The sequence below is a fragment of the Bacillus sp. P4_E1 genome, assembly GCF_056401715.1.
The window spans coordinates 276,534-298,245 of the sequence record NZ_JBFUIV010000002.1 but is presented as its reverse complement, the minus strand read 5'-3'; the positions used below and the strand labels follow the sequence as shown (position 1 = coordinate 298,245).

Sequence of the window (21,712 nt, the reverse complement as noted above, 5' to 3'; positions counted from 1 at the left end):
TATACAAAATTAACATTATATATATTACCATGATTTTCTAATTGTGTAATTAGAATTTCATTTTTTCTGTTTTGAGCATTTTTTGTTTATAATGGTAAAGGAAAGAAATCTGTGTACGGAGGAATATTATGCTGCAAGACTCAATTAAGAAAGATGAAATTATGATGATTGCGAATGAGTTCGTTCAAGGGCTTGATCCACAGCAAGTTGCTGATCAAGAGCATGTCGCTACAGCTCGGCAACTATATCGTAGTGGTGTTGTCTATAACGTTGACTTTGATGGCTATACGCTATCCGGAACTGTAAATGCTGAAGGCAGTGTATATAGTGTTCACATTCCGATTCGTAATGTCACTGAAAGCTATTGCGATTGCTTCGCGCCAACGCAATGTCAGCATATGCTTGCTGTGTTACTATCTGCAGCTTCTAGTTTTGGGCAAGTAGGAGATGTATTAACTTTATTCAAAAATAATACAAAACCTTCTCTTCCTCCTATTCGAACTGCACGACAAGTATTGCAATCATCAGCTTTTGAAGAAATGGATTATAAAAGTTGGCAAACATACTTTGAAAATGAATATGAATCATTTAAAAAAGAACAAGCGCGGCTCACTTATAAACAAATGTATTTTCTTATGAGTCTTTTTACAGACTTCTATACAAAATTAGAACGGAAAGCTCCGCGCATCGTTGCTATTCATGAATTATTTAAGTTGCACGCGGCACTTTATTGCTTTCAAAAATTATTAGAAGAAATTCAAGAATTTGAAGCAAACAAACTATATTCTTATCACCAACCAGTTAACGTCGTTCGCCTATTCGTTGATAAAGTTGAATCTACCGTTAGGGACCTAAAAACAGAGACGATTCCAGAAGAATCCAAACCGATTTTAGAAGAAACAGCGCGGCTCATACATGAATCATTCTTCTCTACCGATGCCTATACACAAGAGCGATTCTTCATTTATCGTCACGTATGGGGTGAACTGTTAAGAACAGAGGAGCAGCTACAAGAAGAAAAAAAACGAATCGATACTAAAATCAATCCACTTTCCAAAGCATTAGCATCTTCTCACCTGCTCTTTTTAAACGGTGAAGATGTATCGGCAATGGAATTACTGGAAAAACAGCCTTCTTCTGTTGTGAGCCTTTACTTCTATTGGTTAGAAGAGTTATTAAGTGCGATGGAGTGGGACCGCGGGAAAGATTGGCTTTCCTTTACTTATAAACAAGTAAAAGAAACGATAACGGAACAAGAAAATACCGTCTTCATACAAGATATCGTTCGATTATTTGTGATGATGTATGAGACATATGCAACGCATACGAATGAACAAGCGGGATTAGAAATGATTTTACAAGAACTATTACCGTATAGTTTCACAAATTATGAACAATATGTACTTGCGAAGAAACAATATCATGCATGGACGGAACTTCAGCTCTTATATGGATTCGAAGTAATCGAACTTTTGAAAGAACCATTGAAAGATATTGAAAAAGAAGCGCCCGAAGCAGCACTTCCTCTTTATCACCATGCCGCAATGGAAGCAATTGAAGAGCGAAATCGCAAATCATATAAACGTGCCGTTCGTTACTTAAAGAAATTACGTATGCTTTATAAACGACTGAAGCGAACTGATGAATGGGATGCTTTCATTATTCATATCGCTAACTTACATTCACGTCTGCGTGCGCTACAAGAGGAATTACGGAGAGGAAAATTAATCGATGATCATACAAACTGAAGTAACAATTAGGCTCCAGCACGTTAGTCAAGGTTGGTTCCTTTGGGGAGAAGATGATAGCGGTACGCTCTTATCCGTAGCAACTTGGAAAAAAAATGCATTTGCATGGCACTCTACTTCTTTCTACGGAACGTTTTTAAAAGAAGCAACGTATGAGGGAAAACAAGGCGTTATGTTAACGAATGCACAGGCATTTGAATACATCGCAAATAAACCGATGAATTCATTTGCAAATATGCAAATGAACGGTCCTATTACGGCACTTACAAAGGACGCAAGTGAATTATGGGACGCTTTCGTCAGCGGCAGCTTCGCACCTGACATGAAGCATTGGTCTCAGCAGCCATCTTGGAAAGTTCAGAATACTTCAATTGAAGATGACATGTTAGCATCTCTTTTCTCTGCCGCTGTGAACGAAAGTATTTTGCAAGATGCTCGCTCAAATGACGGATGGGAAGATGCAAAGAGACTATACGAACATTACGACTTTACGAAAAGGCAATTGGAAGCAGCACTACATGAAGAGGATTGGCTTCGAAAAATTGGTTACATTGAAGATGACCTTCCATTTACAGTCGGCTTAAGACTACAAGAACCGCAAGAAGAACTTGAAATGTGGAAGCTTGAAACAATCGTTACACCAAAACGTGGTGCACATCGCATATATGTATATGAAAGTATCGATTCCTTACCAAAACGATGGCACGATTACGAAGAACGGATCCTTGAAACACAAGAAGGATTCAGTAAGCTCGTACCGTGGCTAAAAGAGGACGACAAGTTCCGAGAAGAACTCTTTGAAACGGAAGCTTGGAACTTCTTAACCGAAGCAAGTAATGAATTACTGGCAGCAGGTATTACAATTTTACTACCATCATGGTGGCAAAATTTAAAAGCAACAAAACCGAGGTTGCGTGTACAGCTGAAGCAAAGTACAGCACAAACACAGTCTTTCTTCGGCATGAATACGCTCGTTAATTTCGACTGGCGCATTTCAACGGACGGAATTGATTTATCAGAAAGCGAATTTTTCGAACTCGTTGAACAAAACAAACGTCTTTTCAATTTAAATGGTCAATGGATGAGACTTGATCCTGCCTTTATTGAAGAAGTAAAAAAACTAATGCACCGTGCCGATAAATATGGACTTGAAATGAAAGATGTGTTGCAGCAACATTTATCTAATACGGCAGAAACAGAAATTGTAGAAGACGATAGTCCGTTTACCGATATTGAAATCGAGCTAGATGGATATTACGAAGAGCTTTTCCAAAAACTTCTACACATTGGAGATATTCCAAAAGTAGATGTACCATCTTCGCTACAAGCAACACTCCGTCCGTATCAACAACACGGTGTTGAGTGGTTACTATACTTACGAAAGCTTGGATTTGGAGCGTTATTAGCCGATGATATGGGACTCGGAAAAAGTATTCAAACGATAACTTACTTACTATACGCTAAAGAAAACAATCTCCAAACAGGTCCTGCATTAATTGTGGCACCAACATCAGTCCTTGGAAATTGGCAAAAAGAATTTGAGCGTTTCGCACCAAGCTTACGTGTTCAGTTACACTATGGAAGTAACCGATCTAAGGATGAGTCATTTAAAGATTTTCTTCAATCAGCAGATGTTATATTAACTTCTTATGCATTAGCTCAGCTTGATGAAGAAGAACTTAGTACGTTATGCTGGGACGCTGTTATTTTAGACGAAGCACAAAATATAAAAAACCCACATACGAAACAGTCGAAAGCAGTAAGAAACCTACAAGCAAATCACAAAATTGCTTTAACCGGTACACCGATGGAAAACCGACTTGCTGAGCTTTGGTCTATTTTCGACTTTATCAATCATGGGTATCTCGGAAGCTTAGGACAATTCCAGCGCCGCTTCGTCACACCGATTGAAAAGGACCGCGATGAAGGAAAAATCCAGCAAGTTCAGCGGTTTATCTCGCCGTTTTTACTGCGTCGTACGAAGAAAGATCAAACGGTCGCATTAAACTTGCCAGATAAACAAGAACAGAAAGCTTATTGTCCACTAACTGGCGAACAAGCTTCCTTATATGAACAACTTGTTCAAGATACATTACAAAATGTAGAAGGATTAAGCGGAATTGAAAGACGCGGATTTATATTACTTATGCTGAACAAGCTAAAACAAATTTGTAATCACCCAGCCCTTTATTTGAAAGAAGAAGAACCACAAAATATCGTCGAGCGCTCTATGAAAACAAAAACGGTAATGGAGCTCATCGAAAATATAAAAGACCAAAATGAAAGTTGCTTAATCTTCACTCAGTACATTGGCATGGGGAACATGCTAAAAAGTATGTTAGAAGAAACATTCGGTCAGCGCGTCCTCTTCTTAAACGGGAGCGTACCGAAGAAAGAGCGTGACAAGATGATTGAGCAGTTCCAAAACGGAACGTATGACATCTTCATCTTATCGTTAAAGGCCGGCGGAACAGGATTAAACTTAACTGCCGCCAACCATGTTATTCACTATGACCGTTGGTGGAATCCAGCTGTAGAAAACCAAGCAACAGACCGTGCTTATCGCATCGGTCAAAAACGCTTCGTTCACGTTCATAAGCTTATTACAACGGGAACACTTGAAGAGAAGATTGATGAAATGTTAGAACGAAAACAATCATTAAACAACGCCGTCATTACAAGCGATAGTTGGATGACCGAACTATCAACCGACGAACTAAAAGAATTACTTGGCGTATAAAGTGAAGGCTTTTACGGGCAGTTAATGCGGGATAAATGAAAAAGGAGCAAATCTCTAACTGAGATTAGCTCCTTTTTCTATTCCAAAACCAATTGCTTATTATAATTCCTGTTAACCCGCCGCACGTATCAAGCAATGAATCTTGCCACATCGGTGTACGGTCCCCCGTAAACCATTGATGAATTTCATCAAATGTTGCATACCCCGCAACGAAAAGGAGGGCGTATGCAAAGCACCTTTTTCTCGAATGACCCGATCGATGAAAAGCATAATACGTCAATGAACCGAGCATAAAGAACACCATAAAATGAGCACCTTTACGAAGGAAAAACTCAACAAATCCACCTACACCTTTATTTGCGATACTAACAGGTGTACCTCCCCCATAATCGATAGATACCCATGAAAAATGCTCTTTCACAAACTCAGCATTTACATATTGCTCAATATCCGAGCGCATATCCTGTTTTTTATATGGCTGTGCTGAAGAATAGAAAATAATCCCCATCCATAGTAATACAGGAATCCAAAATAACCATTTACGATTCATTCTCCCGAAAACCCCTCTCTTAGTCTTTTAAGAGTACCAAAAAAAAGAAAAAATTTCACGCCAAAACATGACATTTACACCCTATTTATAAAGTGAAAGGGGGTGATAAACATGGCAGTTGAAACAATCGTAATGGATTTAACTTTACGCCTTGTATTAAACGGAGGATTAGACAAAAACGGTAAAACAGTTTTTAAGAACAAACAATTCAAACGTGTGAAAACAAATGCAGATTTAGGAAAAGTACATGAAGTAGCACGTGCTCTTGCTTCACTACAACAATCATCACTTCACGCTGTACAACTTGTAAGCACGTCAGATCTTTCTAATCTATAATTAAAAAGGAGGGAATAAAGCATGCAAGTACTAGAGTTAATTTTCGTGAAAGAAGATGGAAAAACAGTTGCCTTTTCTATCGAAAATCCCATCACACCAGTAAATGAACTAGTCGTAAATCAAGTAATGGATACCATTCTTTCTTCATCTGTATTTTCATCAATTAGTGAAAATACTCGTAAAAAAGGGGCTCGCCTCATAGAAAAAAACGTATCTGAAGTTCAGATTACTCCGTAAATCAAAAAGACGAATCTGCATTATTTTGCAGATTCGTCTTTTTTCTTCGGCATTTCAATTGGAATAAAGATGTTTGAAAAACCAACACAAACATACTTATAATTCTCTCCGCCTAAATCAAACTCTGTCGTATATGTTGAGAAGAAAATATAATCATTTCGCTTTGTATAATGCTCAATTAATAATCCAACTTGTGGTTCAACATACTTATTTGCTAATTTCTTTCCCGCTGATGCTAGATCGCCAAGTATACCCTCTTTGTTTTCTTGCTCAACCTCTTCTAGCTTCTTACTCACATCATTACGCTTCATAAATTGTTTTGCTGCCCAATCCGTATATTCTCCCTTACCCGGATTACTGTTTGCTAAATAAACTAAGAGAACAACAGCTAGAGCCATAATAATATACTTTTTCTTCATGCTATATCACCGCCTACTCTTTTCTATTTTCATATATATGTACAAGCGATGCAAATTAGAAAGACTATCATCTATTGATTGTAAACGAACCGTAAAAATTTACAATACGAAACAAAAGATTAATAATAATTTTACATAATTCGTATATAATTATATTCGGAATAATAATTTTTATAAGGGAGGATTTTAGAATCATGGATAATGAGAATGATATTTTTATTTCTAGTTCTACAATGATGCTCGAACCTTGCAAACACCCTTATTACCGGACAAAAATTATCGACAGTAGCGGAAACCCTCTGCACTCTTGCCAAACAGCTATCCAACTCATAAAGAAATCTTGTCTAACACATGTTCATTCTACTTATCAAGGTAGACGTCATGCAGTCCAAATAAACTTTAAGCTCAAACAAAATGTTCCAATTCCAATTAATCACAAAGAATATATTTGCGTTTTCCCAACAGAATCTCATTCTTCTCCAAGCTGCATTTGGTTGTTCTATAACCATATAGATGAGATAGAGTTTTCCAAAAAAACTAACAAAGCTAACATTCATTTTTTTAACGGAACTACCATAACAATACAAATAGGTTCTCATAAGTTACAGCAACAATTTTTGAAAGCTGGACATGTATTATCCCGAATGAACATAAAAGATTCACTACACTCAAAAACCCTCTTGCCACATTTACTGCCTTAAAATAAATAGAATGGAAGGCAATATTTCTCTTGCCTTCCATTCTACTTATTATTCTTATCCCCTTACACTATCCCTCATTTTCTCAAGCGCTTGTCGATATACCCATCTCACTTGATAGTACGTCATCCCCATTTCAGAAGCTATCTCCCCCATATTTTTCCCTGTAAAAAATCGCTCTGAAATGATGTGCTTCTCCTTCTCATCTAACACACTCATAAAGTCCTTCGCTCTCGTTCCCACATCTTCACACTCAAATCGTTCCTCATACTCATCGGTGCATACATACCTCTCTTGCACTACACATTCTTTCTCCAATCTTCCCAATATATAACCACGTACTGTTACGACAGCATAAGCAGGAAAACTCCCTTTCTCCTCCTCATACCTTTCATAAGCATGCCAAAGACCAATTAAACCACATTGATAATACTCTTCATAATCTTGGTAAATATTTAACCTCTTTATTTGATTTACAATCATACCTTCATACAAAACAACCGTATCTGCAAAAGTCGCTGGCTTCACACAGTGCCCGTTTCTAAAAGGTATACCTCTTCAGTATTCCGCGGTACCTCTACAATATAAAATGAGAAAGGAAATTTCATTGTGGGTAATTTCAAATACTGCTGCCGTAATTTGAAATTACACTAGGCAGTATTTGAAATTCTAATAGGGGTATTTGAAATAGGGGTAAAAATAAAAAAGGTTCCTCCTATACATTAGAAGGAACCTTTTGTTTATATATTGGCAAACTATATTACTCTTTAGCTATGTTTTTGAAAAATCTATCGATCGAATATAAACCAGTAGCTAAAATACAGCTTGTAACCCCAACAAATACATAAGGATTTTTATTCGGCATATATTCTACAGCTAACAACGTTACGACTAACATAAACAAAACATTCGCTAAAAATTTCTTAAGCATATGTATATCTCCTCTTTATAAAAGAAATGCTGCGATTTTTTATAATCGCAGCATTTCTTTCTAGCAGCTTGAAGTGCCGCTATTATTGGAACATACCTTGTAAGGCACCCAGCCCAAGAGTTAAGACAAAGAAGACAATAGTGATAATTGTTGCCTGCTTTTTACTTAAACTTGCCGTAATTTGAAGACCTAACCACGTTATAACAAATCCCCAAATTGTAAATACTTCAAATTTGCTTGCTATACCTTTTACAACTCCGCTACTCGAAGCAAAGATAGGACCTAATCCAGTATACATTTCTTGTCCTGATCCACCTAAAACAAACGCTAAAACTGTATTCAACAATACGCCAAGTAATGAAATAATGCTTGAATATACGCTAATTGCTAATAATTTCTTATAAGAAGTATCATTGCTCATAAACATCATTAATACTTTATACACCGCTGCACTAATAAAGAAACCTATCGCCATACCAATAGCACCAAATACTGCACCCATACCAAACGACATTATAGGTGTAACGCTAATACCCAAATCCTTATTCATCTTAATCGCCTCAGGGGTTAAAGAGCCTACATAAGCAGCAAGTCCACCAACAACTGCTCCTAATAAAACAAGTATCCAAAACGCACCCCAAACCGCATTACTAGTCTTCATTCTCTCAAACTGTACACCAGGAGATGTAATCATTCCAAATAATGACGGCTTCTCTCCACCAACTTTTTGCGTATTCAAATTCGCTTCCATCATAACGCCTCCTTCTATTTATATAACCCGTTCTAACGGGCGGTTCACATCCTCATGCAAGAGGATACGAACCGCCCACTAGAACGGTAATGTGTATTAGAGAGTTTTCTCTCTAATATACTAGTAAATTACTCATAACGAAGTGCTTCAATTGGATCTAATTTCGCAGCTTTGTTTGCTGGAATTAATCCGAAGATAATACCTAGTGTCATAGAGAACAATACTCCCCCAACGACAACTTCCCATGAAACGAGCGGTGGCCACTTCGCAAATGTGGAAACGATATATGCCCCGCCATACCCAAGACCAATTCCGATTAAACCACCTAGAAGCGTTAGCATAACTGCTTCAATTAAAAACTGTAATAAAATTTTACTACGTGTTGCTCCAAGCGCTTTACGCACTCCGATTTCACGCGTACGCTCCGTTACAGATACGAGCATGATGTTCATTACACCAATACCACCAACGACTAATGAAATACCAGCGATACCGCCGATGATCATCGTCATAATACCAGTTACTTTAGAAACATTTTCTTGGAATTCTTTTAAATTCACCAGTTCATATTTACCTGGAATTTCACTTGGCTTACGACTATTTAATACATCAACAGCTTGTTTCCCTGCTGATTCTAAATTGTCTACATTTTTAGATTGAATTGCTATACTTTGAATCTCATCTGTTCCGTATAAAACAGGCCATAAAGTAAGGGGAATTAACGCTTCTTCCATTTCAAAGCCCATAAACTCATTATCAGATGTATACACACCAATAATTTGCATTGGCTGCCCCTTCATCTCAATAATTTGTCCAACTGGGTTTACGTCCTTAAATAACGTCTCTTCTGTTTTTGTACTAATCATCACAACGTTATTTGCATGAGAAATATCTGATTCATTTAAAGTACGTCCCTTTACGACCTTTACTTTATTAACTGCAAAATATTCATTATCAAGACCAATAACATTCAGGTTTGCTTTTTTATCATTTACATCAAGCACCTCTGTCGTCTGATTTGTCGTAATAACGTGTGAAACATCTTTCACTTGTTTTACTTCCAAAATATCCTCTTCAGTTAACTTCGGTATTTGAAATCCACCTATAGCAAACTCATCATTAATATCTGGTTTAAATTGAATTGGCATAAGGTTATTACCACCAGAACCTGCGAATTTCGACTTCAGCATCGCTTCCCCGCCTTGCCCAATCGCAACGACGGTAATAATAGAGCCTACACCGATAATAATCCCTAGCATCGTCAAAGCTGAGCGTAGTTTATGAGCTAAAATAGACGATAAGGCAATTTTCATACTATCTAGTAAACTCATACTGCACACCTTCTATCTTCTGTAACTTTCCCATCTCGCAGTACAATGCGGCGGGAAGAATACGCTGCTACCTCTTCTTCATGCGTAACCATAACAATCGTCGTACCTTCTGCATTTAGCTTCGTGAAAATATCCATAACTTGTGCACCAGACTTCGTATCAAGTGCACCTGTCGGCTCATCGGCCATAATAAACGTTGGATTATTTGCAATCGATCTCGCAATCGCTACACGTTGCTTCTGTCCACCTGATAACTCACTAGGTAAATGATGGACTCTATCTGACAAACCAACTTTACCAAGTGCTTCCAGAGCTCTCTGACGACGCTCTGCTTTCTTCACGCCACCATAGATAAGCGGAAGTTCAACGTTTTCCACTGCGGAAAGACGCGGCAGCAAATTAAAGTGCTGGAACACAAAGCCGATATATTCATTACGAATTAAAGCTAGTTTTGACTCGTCTGCTGTTAAGATATTCACATCATTCAACATATATTCACCTTCTGTTGGACGATCTAAACAACCGATAATATTCATAAGCGTTGATTTACCAGAACCAGACGGTCCCATAATAGAAACGAACTCACCGCTTTGAATTGTTAAACTAATACCATGTAAAATCGGCACCGCAAGTTTCCCTTGATAATATGTTTTAGCAATATTATTTAACGTAATCATTTCTCTTTCACTTCCATTCCGTCATACACGTCGTCGGAAGGATTTTTAACCACCTTTTGCCCCACTGTTGCGCCTTCAACAATCTCTGTCCAGTCTCCATCAGTAGAACCTTTTTTCACATTTTGTTTACGAAGCTTTCCTTTCTCTTCAATATAAACAAATGCATCTTCGCCTTTTTCTACAATGCTCTTACTTGGAACAGCAATCATCGTCTTATTCTCTAAATTTACTTGCAGAGAAACGTGATAACCTGGAGATAAACCATCTTGGCTATCAAGACTTGCTTTATATGTATATTGAGACATATTTTGAGTTCCCTCACCAGCAGCTTGAGCCATCTCTGCACTCGTTGGGAATTCACTTACTTCCGTAATCTTACCTGTCCACTTCTTCTTATTATTTGCTTTTGCAGTTACAGTGAACGTTTGATCTTTTTGAATTTGTGACTTTTGAAGCTCTGTTAAAGTCCCTTGAACTTGGAACGGGTCTTTAGAAGCAACTTGTAAAAATGCTTTCCCTTGACCACCTAACGCTTGAGATGAACTTTGTGCCGCATCTTTGTCTAACTTTTGTACAACACCAGTGAAATTACTATAAATCGTAAGTTCTTTCTGTTTTTTAGTTAACTCTTCTTTTTGTAACTTCCCTTTTTCTTTCTCAAGATCAGTTGTTTTCTGAGCCATTTCTAACTCACTCACTTGCTCTTCCATTGGGTCTGTTACTTCTTTCCCAGCCCCACTATCTTTTACCTTCTTAATTTCTTTCTTCAATGAATCAATCTTCTTTTTCCCTTGATCGTAACGCATATCAGCCATCTTCTGATCAAGATCAGCTTGCTTCATTTGAAGATTAATTTCTTCATTATCATAAGAGAATAATTTCGTTCCCTTTTCTACCTCTTGTCCTTCTTTCACCGCAATATCTTTCACTTTTCCTTTAGTCGGATCCGCATAAAAACTTTCAATATTCCCTGGCTTCACCTGACCAGAAATTAACTTCGTATTATTAAGCTTACGCTCTGTCACTTTCTCAAAACTTACAGCATCTGTATTAGCCGTACCTTTCTTCTTACCTTGCATAACAAAAATATTAACTGCTGCTACAATAACAATTAGTGCAATAACTCCGATGATAATCCATTTCTTCTTCTTGTTTGGAGTACGAACCGTATTTGGTAACATATTCTCTCTCCTTTTATATCTTAATAGTTTAATAGATATTTAATTGTATAAAACTTTCGGGAAATTGTATCCCCACTTACATTGTTACACTCATTTTACAAAGTTTTACACAATCATTTATATTGTAACAAAAATACCAATGATTAGAAATATGACATTCTATCTTTTAAGATAGTTTTAAGGAAAGGAAAAGGTCCATTTTAAATTAGGTTTTTAAATACTTGACACCGATTCCAAACCCCTCTTTACTAAAGGATTTCCTACTAAGTTGAAGTATTAAAGTAATTTTTTAGCTACGCCTTTGAATCCTACTTTTCTTTTCAATTCTCCTTTATATCCTGTTGCGAATACCCCTGTGATATAGCCGATAGCTGCCATGATTACTAGGACTTTTAATGTTGTATCCCATCCTTCCAAAAAGTACCCGCAAAAGGCTCCAAAGGTAGCTATAAATATTTTCATTAATACATCAATACGATCCATTTTTTACTCCTTTTCTAAAAATAAAAAACCATACTATAAGCACGCTTTGGTTTGTTGTAAAAGCCTTATTTTATAACAGAAGCTTACTATAGACATTATCAGTAGTAAGCTTTTGTTATTAAGATGCTTTTTTTGTTGTTATTTTAAAACTCTTTAATAAATTCAAACTTGACTTATTTTTTAACGCTAGTAGAAGTGGTTTTTCTACTAATTTATGAAATACACAACCTAAGATTGTAGTCGAAATAACTAATAAAGTAGTTGTTATCCATAAACCTAATATGTTATACAAATTACAAACTAAGAATACTTTATTAATCACTGTATAAATCGGTATATGAGTCAGATACAATGAGTAAGAAGCGTCCCCTAAAATAGCAAGCGGTTTCATTGTGAAACTATAATCTCTTTTTAAATCTATTGAAGCTGCGCCTAAAATAATTAACGCGGAAGAAAAACCAAAACAGAGAATTCTAAGAACAGAGAATTTATCGAATATCCCTAAGTTGATAAATATCCAAGAACCTAAGAAAGAAATTACTCCTAACATTAATATTGGTTCAGAAAACTTTATATTAAATTTTTTAACACTATAAGCGACTAGACACCCTAATAAAAATTCAAAATTGTAGTGACTAAAAATAAAATTAAAATACGAAACACTTTCTTCGTTTGAAATGTTTGGTAAATTAAACAAAACACTCACAAACCAGACACTTGCTAACATCGCTGAAATTCTAGGTCTTAATACAAATGTAAGACTAAATAACAAATAGAAAAACATTTCAAAACATAGAGTCCATCCTACTTCTAAGATAGGGTGTTTATCTTGTGGAAGTAATAGAAATGATTTTATTATTGAAACATCACCGTTTCCGTATTTGATAAATATTGGAAAATACAGCAATGTCACAACCCAATAAATAGGGTACACTCGAACTAATCTTTTAGTTATAAATGGCCTTAATCGGTTATTTTGACCAAGTTCTCCATAGTGGATGTAGGCTATAATAAATCCACTTAAAACGAAAAAGAAATCAACTCCAGACCACCCTGGATTAAAATAACCATTTAAATACTCGTAGTTGAATTGCAAATGCATAATTCCCGTTATATGGTGAAGTATTACTAATAATGCAGCTATTCCTCTAAAGTAATGAATTGTAGGTAAAATTCCCCTTTGTCTCCTGATGCTTTCTTTCAATAAATATTCCCTCCATTTTCTCAGACAAAGAAAATTATACATTCATTACAATTAATTTTCTACATAATCATAAAAGGTAATATTATTTTGCGAATGTGTAAATCTAAATTGCAATACTATTACCTTGGTTGTACCTATTGTTGTCAAACTGGATTCCTTATTTTCTAAAACAAGAAATACTTTTGTTCGGTCCGAAGTATTAGGGTAAGCATTTACAGCCGCTACTTTTTTATCAGTACAGACAGTAGCATTTATAAGATCCTCATTCAAAATATTTTCTCTAAATTGAACTGTTGCTGTTTTAATTTCACCTGCATTTAAAGATATGCTGAATACATTACTCACTAAACGTTTACAAAAGCCAATATTTTGAGTGTATCCTTCGAAACCATCTACTGGCACAGTGTATGACGTACTGTAATCTCTCCCGATTACACTAGAAGGCTTATACCATTCGGAATTGGTATAGTAGTACAAACCTTCCCTTCTGCTTGCAGATCAGAAGCACATTTTAAATACGTTCCCTCTTATGGATTGGTATCTTACAATCTCCCGTTATAATCTAATGTCTTAGAGTTTATACGTAACTTCCTTCCGTCTGCCTTCCAATTGGCTATTACTAGGTTAACTGAAAATATATTTTCTACATTAATTTTCATGTCTGCTGTAGTTGTCATACTTACTAGCTTATTAGTAAGCATGTCGATGTTAGTAGTTGATAAGTTCATCTCCAGAAAAGTTGTGGAATAAATTAGTATCCCACCTTTTAGCTTAGAATTAGAAATGTTTATATACGATTTCACACTGGATGCACCACCGAATGCGAAAATGGTGTTATTAGAGTTATTTACTCTATATCAAATATTAGTTAAATATATGTTTTTAACTGAGTTATCCGTAGCTTAAAATTCACATATACTTGTTCCGTCAAAATTGATTAATATATTATCTCCAAATATATCGTCAGCCTTCCCATCAAAACGAAAAAACTCAAAATGTTATTAGTAATGGCTGTATTACTTTTGATTGTAATATTACTTAAAGTTAATTTTTGAAGTGAGCTCCCCTTCAAAACATTTAGTACTCGAAGCATATTTTGAGAATTCACATTTACTTTGGATATTATTATATCCCCTTCTACAGCGCAAAGATCAAAATATTGACCATTAACCTGTGTGAATTCGACGTTTATATTACTAAAATTAATATTCTTTAACTTTATATCTTTTAAGTAATTATTTCCGTCCGCTAAATATCCTTTTAATATCTGCAATACACAGAATTTTGTTATTATTGTGACGTTTTCTAAAGAAATATTTTTAAATTTAAACTTACCACCAATCCCACTACCCACTAATTTAAGGACTTGGTCAGCATTATTTACATGTACATTTCTAATGTAAACATTCTCAATATTACCTGTAGTTCCTAATGCATAATTTGTGTAATCACCCATGGTAAATAATAAATCATCATCTGTGTTAACAGGTATATTTTCCAATTTTATATTTTCAAGTAGTGGTTGGAAGTGTAGAGCATCACTTCCGTTATTCATATTAATATTGTTACCTTTAAAATTATTTACATCAGTAATTAAAAAAACAATATTTCCACTCATTTCCGATGTCTTTAATTTTATCTATAGTAAGATTGTCAACACCTCTAAACACTATACTAATACCTGGCCATAACCGAGAATTAAGATCATAATTACCATTTGCTTGTGGATTACCTGTTTTATTTAAATCGAATACTCCACCGATTAATCTAACATTCTTATCGCGAGTATTTGTTCTATGTCCTCTATTCACCATCAATTATCTATTGGTTTCATCTTTCTTTTTCAGCACTACTCCATCTGCTAATTCAAACGTTGTATCACTTGGTATTTCCAAACAACCTGAAAAGCTATCCAATATAACAATTGGATAGCTTTTTTCAAATAAAATATTACGCCACTTTGGGACCTTTTCTCTCATGTCCCATTTGAACAATCAGTAAGAAAATTGTTGATAAAACACCGCCTGCTAACAGTAACATGAAACAACCATCCCAGCCAGAACGATCAACAATAATACCAATTGCTGCGTTTGCTACGAAGCTTCCTCCAACATAACCAAACAGACCACACATACCAACTGTTGTACCTACTGCAAATTTCGGTACTAATTCCATTGCACTTAAACCAATTAAAAACTGTGGTACGTAAATTAAACAACCGATAACAGAAACTGCAATACTCACAACAAGTATGCTAGTTGCTTGCCAATATACAACCGTACCAACAACAACCCCAGCCATACTAATAACACATAATGGCATACGTTTCCCTTTGAATAATTTATCACTTAAAAAGCCGACAATTAAAGAACTTGGAATCGCTGCTGCCTCAAATATTGAATACGCTGCATGCGCTTCTGTTTTTGTAAAACCTTTAACTGTTGTTAAGTAAATTGGTACCCAGTTAATAACACCGAAGCGAATTAAGTAAACAAATGCATTGGCAATACATAAATACCAAACGAACTTATTTGTCACTACATATTTCATTAAAATTTCTTTTGGTGACATCTTGTTAGCATTATCTGCTTTTTCAAGATCTTCATAGTCATTACGATACTCATCAATTGGCGGAAGACCTTCAGATTCTGGTGTATCCTTCGCATTAATCCATACTAGAACTGCAATTACCATAACGATAATCGCTGGGAAAATAAATACGCCACCTTGCCAATGACTTTCACCAAAAATACCTACACCAATTCCAATGAATGGCGGAACAAGTAATCCACCCACGTTATGTGAAATATTCCAAAGACCTGTTTTCGTACCACGTTCTTTCTTTGAAAACCATTTCGTCATAACAATACTACACGGTGGTGCTCCCATACCTTGTACAATACCGTTTAGAACAAGTAATGTTAAAATCATCCCAAAGGAAGATGCAAAACCGAAACAAATATTAACAAGCCCAGATAAAAATAAACCTACTGCAATAAATCGTTGAGCAAAAGCCTTATCCGATAAATTCCCCATAAAGAATTTACTAAGTCCATAAACAACAGCCATTACTGCACCTAATAACCCAATTTGTGTAGTGCTAAATCCGTACTCGTCTACTAAATACGTAGTAGATAAATTAAAGTTACTACGAACTAAATAATAAGCAGCATACCCAACTGAAATTCCCATTAGCACACGAATACGTAATAATTTGTATACCCTGTCAATCATATCCGCCGGCAATCTCTCAATTGCAGGTGCTGGCTTAAGCCATTTAAACATATTCTTTCGTCTCCTTTTCTCACTGCTGAGAGAGACGCTGTCTATTCCATATCTCGATTATTCCACTATTTGATATATTTTTGTTCGTCCTTCTAACCGGCTGACCTTCTATCTCTTTCTGATTCTTCGCAAACATCGTTGGTACGCCAAACGAAACTTTTTCTAAAATGTGCCCCGCTTCTTCTGATAAACAATAATCAATAAATAAGTCCGCTATAAAACCACTCGGTGCACGCTTCAGTTTCGAAATCGCATTAACAGATAATCCTGTTTGCTCAGGTTCATTACTTACAATAGGAAAGCCTTGCTTCTGAAGCATTCTCTGATCGCCCGCAAAATTGATGCCTATCATATATTCACCGCTCGCAACCAGTTCTGCGGGCATATAACCATTCACCGTTACTTCACCAACTTGCCTTGCAAGATTCTTAACATACTCTTTCGCTTCTTCTTCACCTAAAGTATCAATAAGTGATTGAAACAAAGTATATGCTGTGCCGGAAACATTTGGATCAGGCATTGCAATCTTACCCGTATATACCGGATCTAATAAATCTTGCCACCTTGATGGATATGGAAGACCGAGCGGCGCTATTTCTTCATTCCACCGCTCTTTATTAATCGCGATTGCCAGTTTCTCCACTTCATAACCGTACCAATAACCATCTTTATCTTTAACAGTCTTTGAAATACGATTCGCATGCTGGGTCGTAACAGGAATAGAAAGGTTCTTTTGCTTCATCATTTGATGCGCATCTACTGTGCCGCCAATAATAATATCCGCCTTCGGATTTCCAGCTTCCTCTTCTACTCTCCGAAGAAGTTCTTCTGTCGATAGACGAATAAATTCATATGTACACCCGCGTTGTTTACAAAATGAAGAAAGCAAAGCTTCACCAACTTCCTCGCGGGCCGCTACATACGCAACGAGATGACGATCATCCAAAATAGGGAGACCACTTTTATTATATTTAATAGAGGTTGTATCTCGAGAGCAACTAGACATCGCTCCTCCGATTACTAGCAAAAAGAAGAAAAAGGCTATCTTTCTCATGACACACTCTCCTTTACAAGGAATTCTGCTAGGGAGCCCTTCATATACATGACATTCCCGTTATTATCACCGAGATATTGCACAACAAAGTAAGATGGATACACAGAAATAGTTAGAATATCTTCACGCTCATTCTTTATACGCTTACCTGTTTTATAAGCAGTAACATAAGCAATAGGATCCTTCTGCGATTGTAATAATTTCTGAATTTCTCCGTAATCTGTAATTTGCTTTGCGTATCGAATAGAATCAAATATTGGCGTAAGATCTATAGTACGTATTACATCCCCTTGCCTCACTACAACTTCCTTTGCCTCCGCAAAGAAATTACTAATGCGCTCTGGTGTATAATACAGACTTAACAAATACGTTTGAAATGCTGAGATCATCGGATCCGTGCCATTCTTTCCGTATACATTAGCCTCGTACTGGAACAAGTCACCTACTGCAAAAGTACGTTTATGTCCATTCAAGTACGTTACTTCTCCAGTAAATACTTGTTCTTGATTCCTCGCTTCTCTCGGTTCTATTCGAATTCGGTCAAAGAATGAAACAATCGTATGCAAACGAACTTCATCCGTTACAACAATTTCTCCCCACTTCTCATGCCTTACTTTCACTTCAGTAGGAAGGGATTCATTCACTCTTTGTAAAACGGCTTGTTTGTCATCCACAATTGTGATTCGATTATATATTTGCTTCTCAATAACATAAAACAAAATAAGAGAAACGATCATACAAAAGACAAACATAAGAATTTGAAATGATAGCCTTTTCATTTCTGCCTACCTCCAAGATAAAAAAACGTTGTTTCGAAAATACCGCATAATTGTTTCATAAATGTATCATTTAACCGCTTTCAAGTTTTTTATGTCTTCCATCCGTCTCGGAAGTAAAAATGTAATACATATTGTAGTTCCCATTTCTTCACTACTCTCAATTCGCATACTTCCGCCTTGCTTCTTCATAATCTCCTGACAAATGTATAAGCCATAGCCATTCCCGTAACTTGAAGGAAGCACCTTACCTTCCGGAGACTCATTCCATTCTGCAAGCACACCTTCATCCATACCAATACCATCATCATGAACAAAAACTTTCGCTTCCTGCTCATTTATAATTACATTCATACGAACTTGCGTAGCATCACTATATTTAATCGCATTATCAAGCACATTCAAGAAAATTTGCTTCGTCTTATCAAAATCCGCAACAACGTGTACTTCTGTTAACTCATTCATAACTTCAATTTCAAACTGCTGCAACCTAAGTTTCACAATCGAAACCGCTTCTTCTGCCAATTCTTTAATATTCACGACTGTAGGTGACACTTCAAACGTACTCTTCCCGTACTTTGAAGACTTAAGTAATTCCTCTACAAGTGATAATAGACGCTCACTTTCTACAGACACATAACGGAGGCTCTCCTGCACATCCTCCTTCGACTGCAACTTCGGAATTAAATCCACATAACCGATAATTGCCGTAAGCGGTGTTTTCAGCTCATGCGTAATGCGGTCCAAGAAATCTTTCTGTTTCTCTTTCTCTTCCTTCAGCTGCTTAATATGCAGCTCAATCCCATCAGCCATCGCATTAAAGGACGCTGAAAGCTGCGCAATTTCCACATACTCATTCAGCTCAATCTTACTTTCATAATCTCCATTCGCAAGCCGATATGCCATTTGCCTTAACTGATCAATTGGTTTATGAAGAGACTTCGCCAAACGAATCGCAAAGAAAATACCAGCAGCTACTAAACAAAGAGAAGTCATTAAAAACGTCCAACTCACATTTGTTAAAACTTCCTTCTCATCCGTTAACTCATTTATAAAACGAATACTTCCAATGACATCGTTTCCATAATAAACCGGACTTGAAAACAAAAGAATTGGAGCTGGGTCTCCCTCCTCGAAAACATACGATTTCTTTCCCTTCAAAGAACTCTCGATGTCAATATTCCGATGAAGTAACGCTCCTTTTTGTGTATCTACAACAACATCTCCATTCTTCCCAATCATCTGCACCCGGACATCCATTCGCTTCGCTAAATACGAAGCAATTAAAAGCGAATTAGGACCTAACGTCTCCACTTCTGCTTCCTTCTCTAAATAATTCATCGTATAAATTTGCGCTTCCACACTTAACTTTTCTAAGGAATCTGCCGCATTATGATACACATTCTTCTCCAGTGCAATATAAACCACCGCATACAAAAGAACAAGAATTGGAATCAACAACCCAACTATTCCAAACACCATATTTCGTTTTAAAGACATATCATCACCTTTTAGCAATCAAGCTTATACCCAACACCATAAATTGTCTTAATATACTCCCCGCTCGCGCCGAGTTTCTTCCGAAGCCTTTGCACCATAATATCAACCGCTCTTGTATTTCCGATATACTCAAACCCCCATACCTTCTCTAATAGCTCATCCCTCATGAACACACGCTGCGGATTCGAAACAAACAACTGACATAAATTAAACTCTCGGTACGTTAACTGAATCTCCTGCCCACTCACATGAAGCTTTCGTTCCTTTGGACAAATAAGTAAATCACCAGCCCCAATCACCTCATGATTTAAAGGAACCTCCTTCTTCTTCACGCGCCGCGCCATATTCTTCACCCGAAGAATAAGCTCGGCATAATTAAAAGGCTTCGTCACATAATCATCAGCTCCAAGCTGAAGACCAAGTAACTTATCATTCATCTGACTCTTCGCTGTCAGCATAAGCACCGGAATATCACGCTCCTTCTCTCTGAATAAACGTAACAACTCATACCCATCCGTATCAGGAAGCATCACATCTAAAATAAGTACATCCGGTCGGTCGTTCCATCTCTCTAAAGCTTCTCTCCCATCAGCCGCCGTCAATACTTCATACCCTTCCATCTCTAACTGCATCCGAATCAAATTACGAATACTCGATTCATCATCTACTACAAGTATTTTCATCATTCTCCTCCTTCCATCCTGTATTATAGTACAGTTTAGTATAGCAAAAATAAGACAAAAAAAGAGAGGGTATTGTCGAACATATTTTGTCGACGATACCCTCTCTCATTTATTAAACTTATTTCTCATACCCATTAGGTTTCTTCTGATACCAATCCCACGCGTGCTCGATAATTGTCTTCACATTTACATACTCAGGATTCCATCCTAACTTCTCTTTCGCCTTTTGAGAAGAAGCTACTAAGCGTGCTGGATCTCCCGCACGGCGTGGTGCCATCTCAGCTGGAATCTCATGATTCGTAACTTCACGAACTGCATCAACGATTTCTTTTACACTAAAGCCATTACCATTTCCTAAGTTGTAGAAATCACTCTCTCCACCATTTTGCAGGTCCTTAAGCCCTAAGAAATGAGCTGCCACTAAATCTTCAACATGAATATAATCACGGATACAAGTACCATCTGGTGTATTATAATCATCACCAAACATCATAATCTTCTCACGTTGACCTAACGCCACTTGTAAAACAAGCGGAATTAAATGTGTCTCTGGACGGTGATCTTCTCCAATAATACCACTTGGAGTTGCACCAGCCACATTAAAGTATCTGAAAATCTTATATCTTAAATTAGAGGCTTGACTATACCAATGAAGCATCTTCTCAATTGCTAACTTCGTCTCTCCGTACGTATTCGTCGGATTTGTCGTCGTTCCCTCAGTAATAAGGTCTACATCTACTTCACCATAAGTCGCCGCAGTAGAAGAGAAAATAAACTTATCTACTTTAAACTCATCCATTACTTCTAGCAAGCAAAGTGCGCCATACACATTGTTATTATAATATTGAAGAGGCTTCTCCATACTAACGCCAACTAAAGAATCAGCTGCGAAATGCATAACCGCTTCAATATTTTCTTGTTTAAAAACATCTCTTAAAAATTCCTTATCACGAAGGTCACCATTATAAAACTTCGCACCTTCCGTAATTGCATCTTCATGACCAGTTTGTAAGTTATCTACTACTACTACCGATAAACCTTCATCAACTAGTTTTTTAACAGCGTGAGAACCGATATAGCCCGCTCCGCCGCAGATTAAGATTGAGTTCATTGTTTTCCTCCCACATA

The 21,712-nt window shown here is 36.7% G+C and carries 23 protein-coding genes and 1 pseudogene; 5 read left to right on the top strand and 19 right to left on the bottom strand.

The window, feature by feature from the left end:
- Positions 1-128 precede the first annotated feature (128 nt).
- Both AC1DS7_RS03625 and AC1DS7_RS03620 read left to right on the top strand, forming a co-directional pair.
- Positions 129-1,748, top strand: coding sequence for an SWIM zinc finger family protein (locus AC1DS7_RS03625; protein ID WP_215588618.1), 1,620 nt, complete (start codon positions 129-131; stop codon positions 1,746-1,748).
- Positions 1,732-4,488, top strand: a complete 2,757-nt coding sequence (locus tag AC1DS7_RS03620; protein ID WP_002129993.1) for a DEAD/DEAH box helicase — start codon at positions 1,732-1,734, stop codon at positions 4,486-4,488. Before AC1DS7_RS03625 ends, AC1DS7_RS03620 begins: the two co-directional genes overlap by 17 nt.
- Before the next feature lie 64 nt (positions 4,489-4,552).
- Here AC1DS7_RS03620 and AC1DS7_RS03615 read toward each other — a convergent pair whose 3' ends face one another.
- On the bottom strand, positions 4,553-5,038 hold the full coding sequence (locus AC1DS7_RS03615) for a VanZ family protein (protein WP_002143802.1): 486 nt from the start codon (positions 5,036-5,038) through the stop codon (positions 4,553-4,555).
- 111 nt (positions 5,039-5,149) lie between these two features.
- On the opposite strand from AC1DS7_RS03615, the gene AC1DS7_RS03610 reads away from it, so the two are divergent.
- Positions 5,150-5,374, top strand: a complete 225-nt coding sequence (locus tag AC1DS7_RS03610; RefSeq protein ID WP_002016256.1) for a DUF1659 domain-containing protein — start codon at positions 5,150-5,152, stop codon at positions 5,372-5,374.
- 21 nt (positions 5,375-5,395) lie between these two features.
- Positions 5,396-5,611 (top strand): DUF2922 domain-containing protein, encoded by a 216-nt coding sequence (locus AC1DS7_RS03605; RefSeq protein WP_002034804.1) that lies wholly within the window; start codon positions 5,396-5,398, stop codon positions 5,609-5,611.
- A gap of 20 nt (positions 5,612-5,631) precedes the next feature.
- Here the strand turns inward: AC1DS7_RS03605 and AC1DS7_RS03600 are convergent, their stop codons facing one another.
- Complete coding sequence (locus tag AC1DS7_RS03600) at positions 5,632-6,030, bottom strand: DUF4359 domain-containing protein (RefSeq protein WP_476998787.1); 399 nt, start codon at positions 6,028-6,030, stop codon at positions 5,632-5,634.
- 194 nt (positions 6,031-6,224) lie between these two features.
- Here AC1DS7_RS03600 and AC1DS7_RS03595 point away from each other — a divergent pair, with 194 nt between their 5' ends.
- Positions 6,225-6,731 (top strand): competence protein ComK, encoded by a 507-nt coding sequence (locus tag AC1DS7_RS03595; protein ID WP_476998786.1) that lies wholly within the window; start codon positions 6,225-6,227, stop codon positions 6,729-6,731.
- Between the two features lie 54 nt (positions 6,732-6,785).
- On the opposite strand, the gene AC1DS7_RS03590 is transcribed toward AC1DS7_RS03595, so the two are convergent.
- From AC1DS7_RS03590 to galE, 17 genes and pseudogenes are all read right to left on the bottom strand, one after another.
- Positions 6,786-7,256 carry a sigma-70 family RNA polymerase sigma factor gene (locus AC1DS7_RS03590; RefSeq protein ID WP_002034807.1) on the bottom strand — a complete coding sequence of 157 codons (471 nt, stop codon included), beginning with the start codon at positions 7,254-7,256 and terminating at the stop codon, positions 6,786-6,788.
- A 232-nt stretch (positions 7,257-7,488) separates the two neighbouring features.
- On the bottom strand, positions 7,489-7,659 hold the full coding sequence (locus tag AC1DS7_RS03585) for a hypothetical protein (protein ID WP_476998785.1): 171 nt from the start codon (positions 7,657-7,659) through the stop codon (positions 7,489-7,491).
- Between the two features lie 82 nt (positions 7,660-7,741).
- Positions 7,742-8,410 (bottom strand): YknW family membrane protein, encoded by a 669-nt coding sequence (yknW, locus tag AC1DS7_RS03580; protein ID WP_016093599.1) that lies wholly within the window; start codon positions 8,408-8,410, stop codon positions 7,742-7,744.
- A gap of 128 nt (positions 8,411-8,538) precedes the next feature.
- Entirely contained in the window at positions 8,539-9,741 is a 1,203-nt protein-coding gene (locus tag AC1DS7_RS03575) for an ABC transporter permease (protein WP_476998784.1), read from the bottom strand.
- Positions 9,738-10,418, bottom strand: a complete 681-nt coding sequence (locus AC1DS7_RS03570) for an ABC transporter ATP-binding protein (RefSeq protein ID WP_002130002.1) — start codon at positions 10,416-10,418, stop codon at positions 9,738-9,740. The genes AC1DS7_RS03575 and AC1DS7_RS03570 overlap by 4 nt, the downstream gene beginning before the upstream one ends.
- Positions 10,415-11,599, bottom strand: coding sequence for an efflux RND transporter periplasmic adaptor subunit (locus AC1DS7_RS03565; protein WP_476998783.1), 1,185 nt, complete (start codon positions 11,597-11,599; stop codon positions 10,415-10,417). The genes AC1DS7_RS03570 and AC1DS7_RS03565 overlap by 4 nt, the downstream gene beginning before the upstream one ends.
- 279 nt (positions 11,600-11,878) lie before the next feature.
- Positions 11,879-12,082, bottom strand: a pseudogene (locus tag AC1DS7_RS03560) (phage holin family protein); the annotation flags it as partial.
- 118 nt (positions 12,083-12,200) lie between these two features.
- Positions 12,201-13,286 carry an acyltransferase family protein gene (locus AC1DS7_RS03555; RefSeq protein WP_002143810.1) on the bottom strand — a complete coding sequence of 362 codons (1,086 nt, stop codon included), beginning with the start codon at positions 13,284-13,286 and terminating at the stop codon, positions 12,201-12,203.
- Between the two features lie 51 nt (positions 13,287-13,337).
- Complete coding sequence (locus AC1DS7_RS03550; protein WP_157404371.1) at positions 13,338-13,688, bottom strand: hypothetical protein; 351 nt, start codon at positions 13,686-13,688, stop codon at positions 13,338-13,340.
- A 535-nt stretch (positions 13,689-14,223) separates the two neighbouring features.
- On the bottom strand, positions 14,224-14,904 hold the full coding sequence (locus AC1DS7_RS03545) for a hypothetical protein (RefSeq protein WP_372488486.1): 681 nt from the start codon (positions 14,902-14,904) through the stop codon (positions 14,224-14,226).
- A 199-nt stretch (positions 14,905-15,103) separates the two neighbouring features.
- Entirely contained in the window at positions 15,104-15,265 is a 162-nt protein-coding gene (locus tag AC1DS7_RS03540; RefSeq protein WP_476998782.1) for a hypothetical protein, read from the bottom strand.
- Positions 15,237-16,571, bottom strand: coding sequence for an MFS transporter (gene pgtP / locus AC1DS7_RS03535; protein WP_002034819.1), 1,335 nt, complete (start codon positions 16,569-16,571; stop codon positions 15,237-15,239). Before pgtP ends, AC1DS7_RS03540 begins: the two co-directional genes overlap by 29 nt.
- A gap of 19 nt (positions 16,572-16,590) precedes the next feature.
- Positions 16,591-17,625, bottom strand: coding sequence for an ABC transporter substrate-binding protein (locus tag AC1DS7_RS03530; RefSeq protein ID WP_002143816.1), 1,035 nt, complete (start codon positions 17,623-17,625; stop codon positions 16,591-16,593).
- A complete protein-coding gene (locus AC1DS7_RS03525; RefSeq protein ID WP_002143819.1) occupies positions 17,622-18,404 on the bottom strand; it encodes a DUF3919 family protein in 783 nt (260 codons plus the stop codon). The genes AC1DS7_RS03530 and AC1DS7_RS03525 overlap by 4 nt, the downstream gene beginning before the upstream one ends.
- A gap of 66 nt (positions 18,405-18,470) precedes the next feature.
- Entirely contained in the window at positions 18,471-19,901 is a 1,431-nt protein-coding gene (locus AC1DS7_RS03520; protein ID WP_476998781.1) for a HAMP domain-containing sensor histidine kinase, read from the bottom strand.
- Positions 19,902-19,912: 11 nt separating this feature from the next.
- Positions 19,913-20,584: a response regulator transcription factor gene (locus tag AC1DS7_RS03515; RefSeq protein WP_002143821.1), complete on the bottom strand. Its 672-nt coding sequence runs from the start codon at positions 20,582-20,584 to the stop codon at positions 19,913-19,915.
- 118 nt (positions 20,585-20,702) lie between these two features.
- A complete protein-coding gene (gene galE, locus AC1DS7_RS03510; protein WP_476998780.1) occupies positions 20,703-21,695 on the bottom strand; it encodes a UDP-glucose 4-epimerase GalE in 993 nt (330 codons plus the stop codon).
- Positions 21,696-21,712 lie beyond the last annotated feature (17 nt).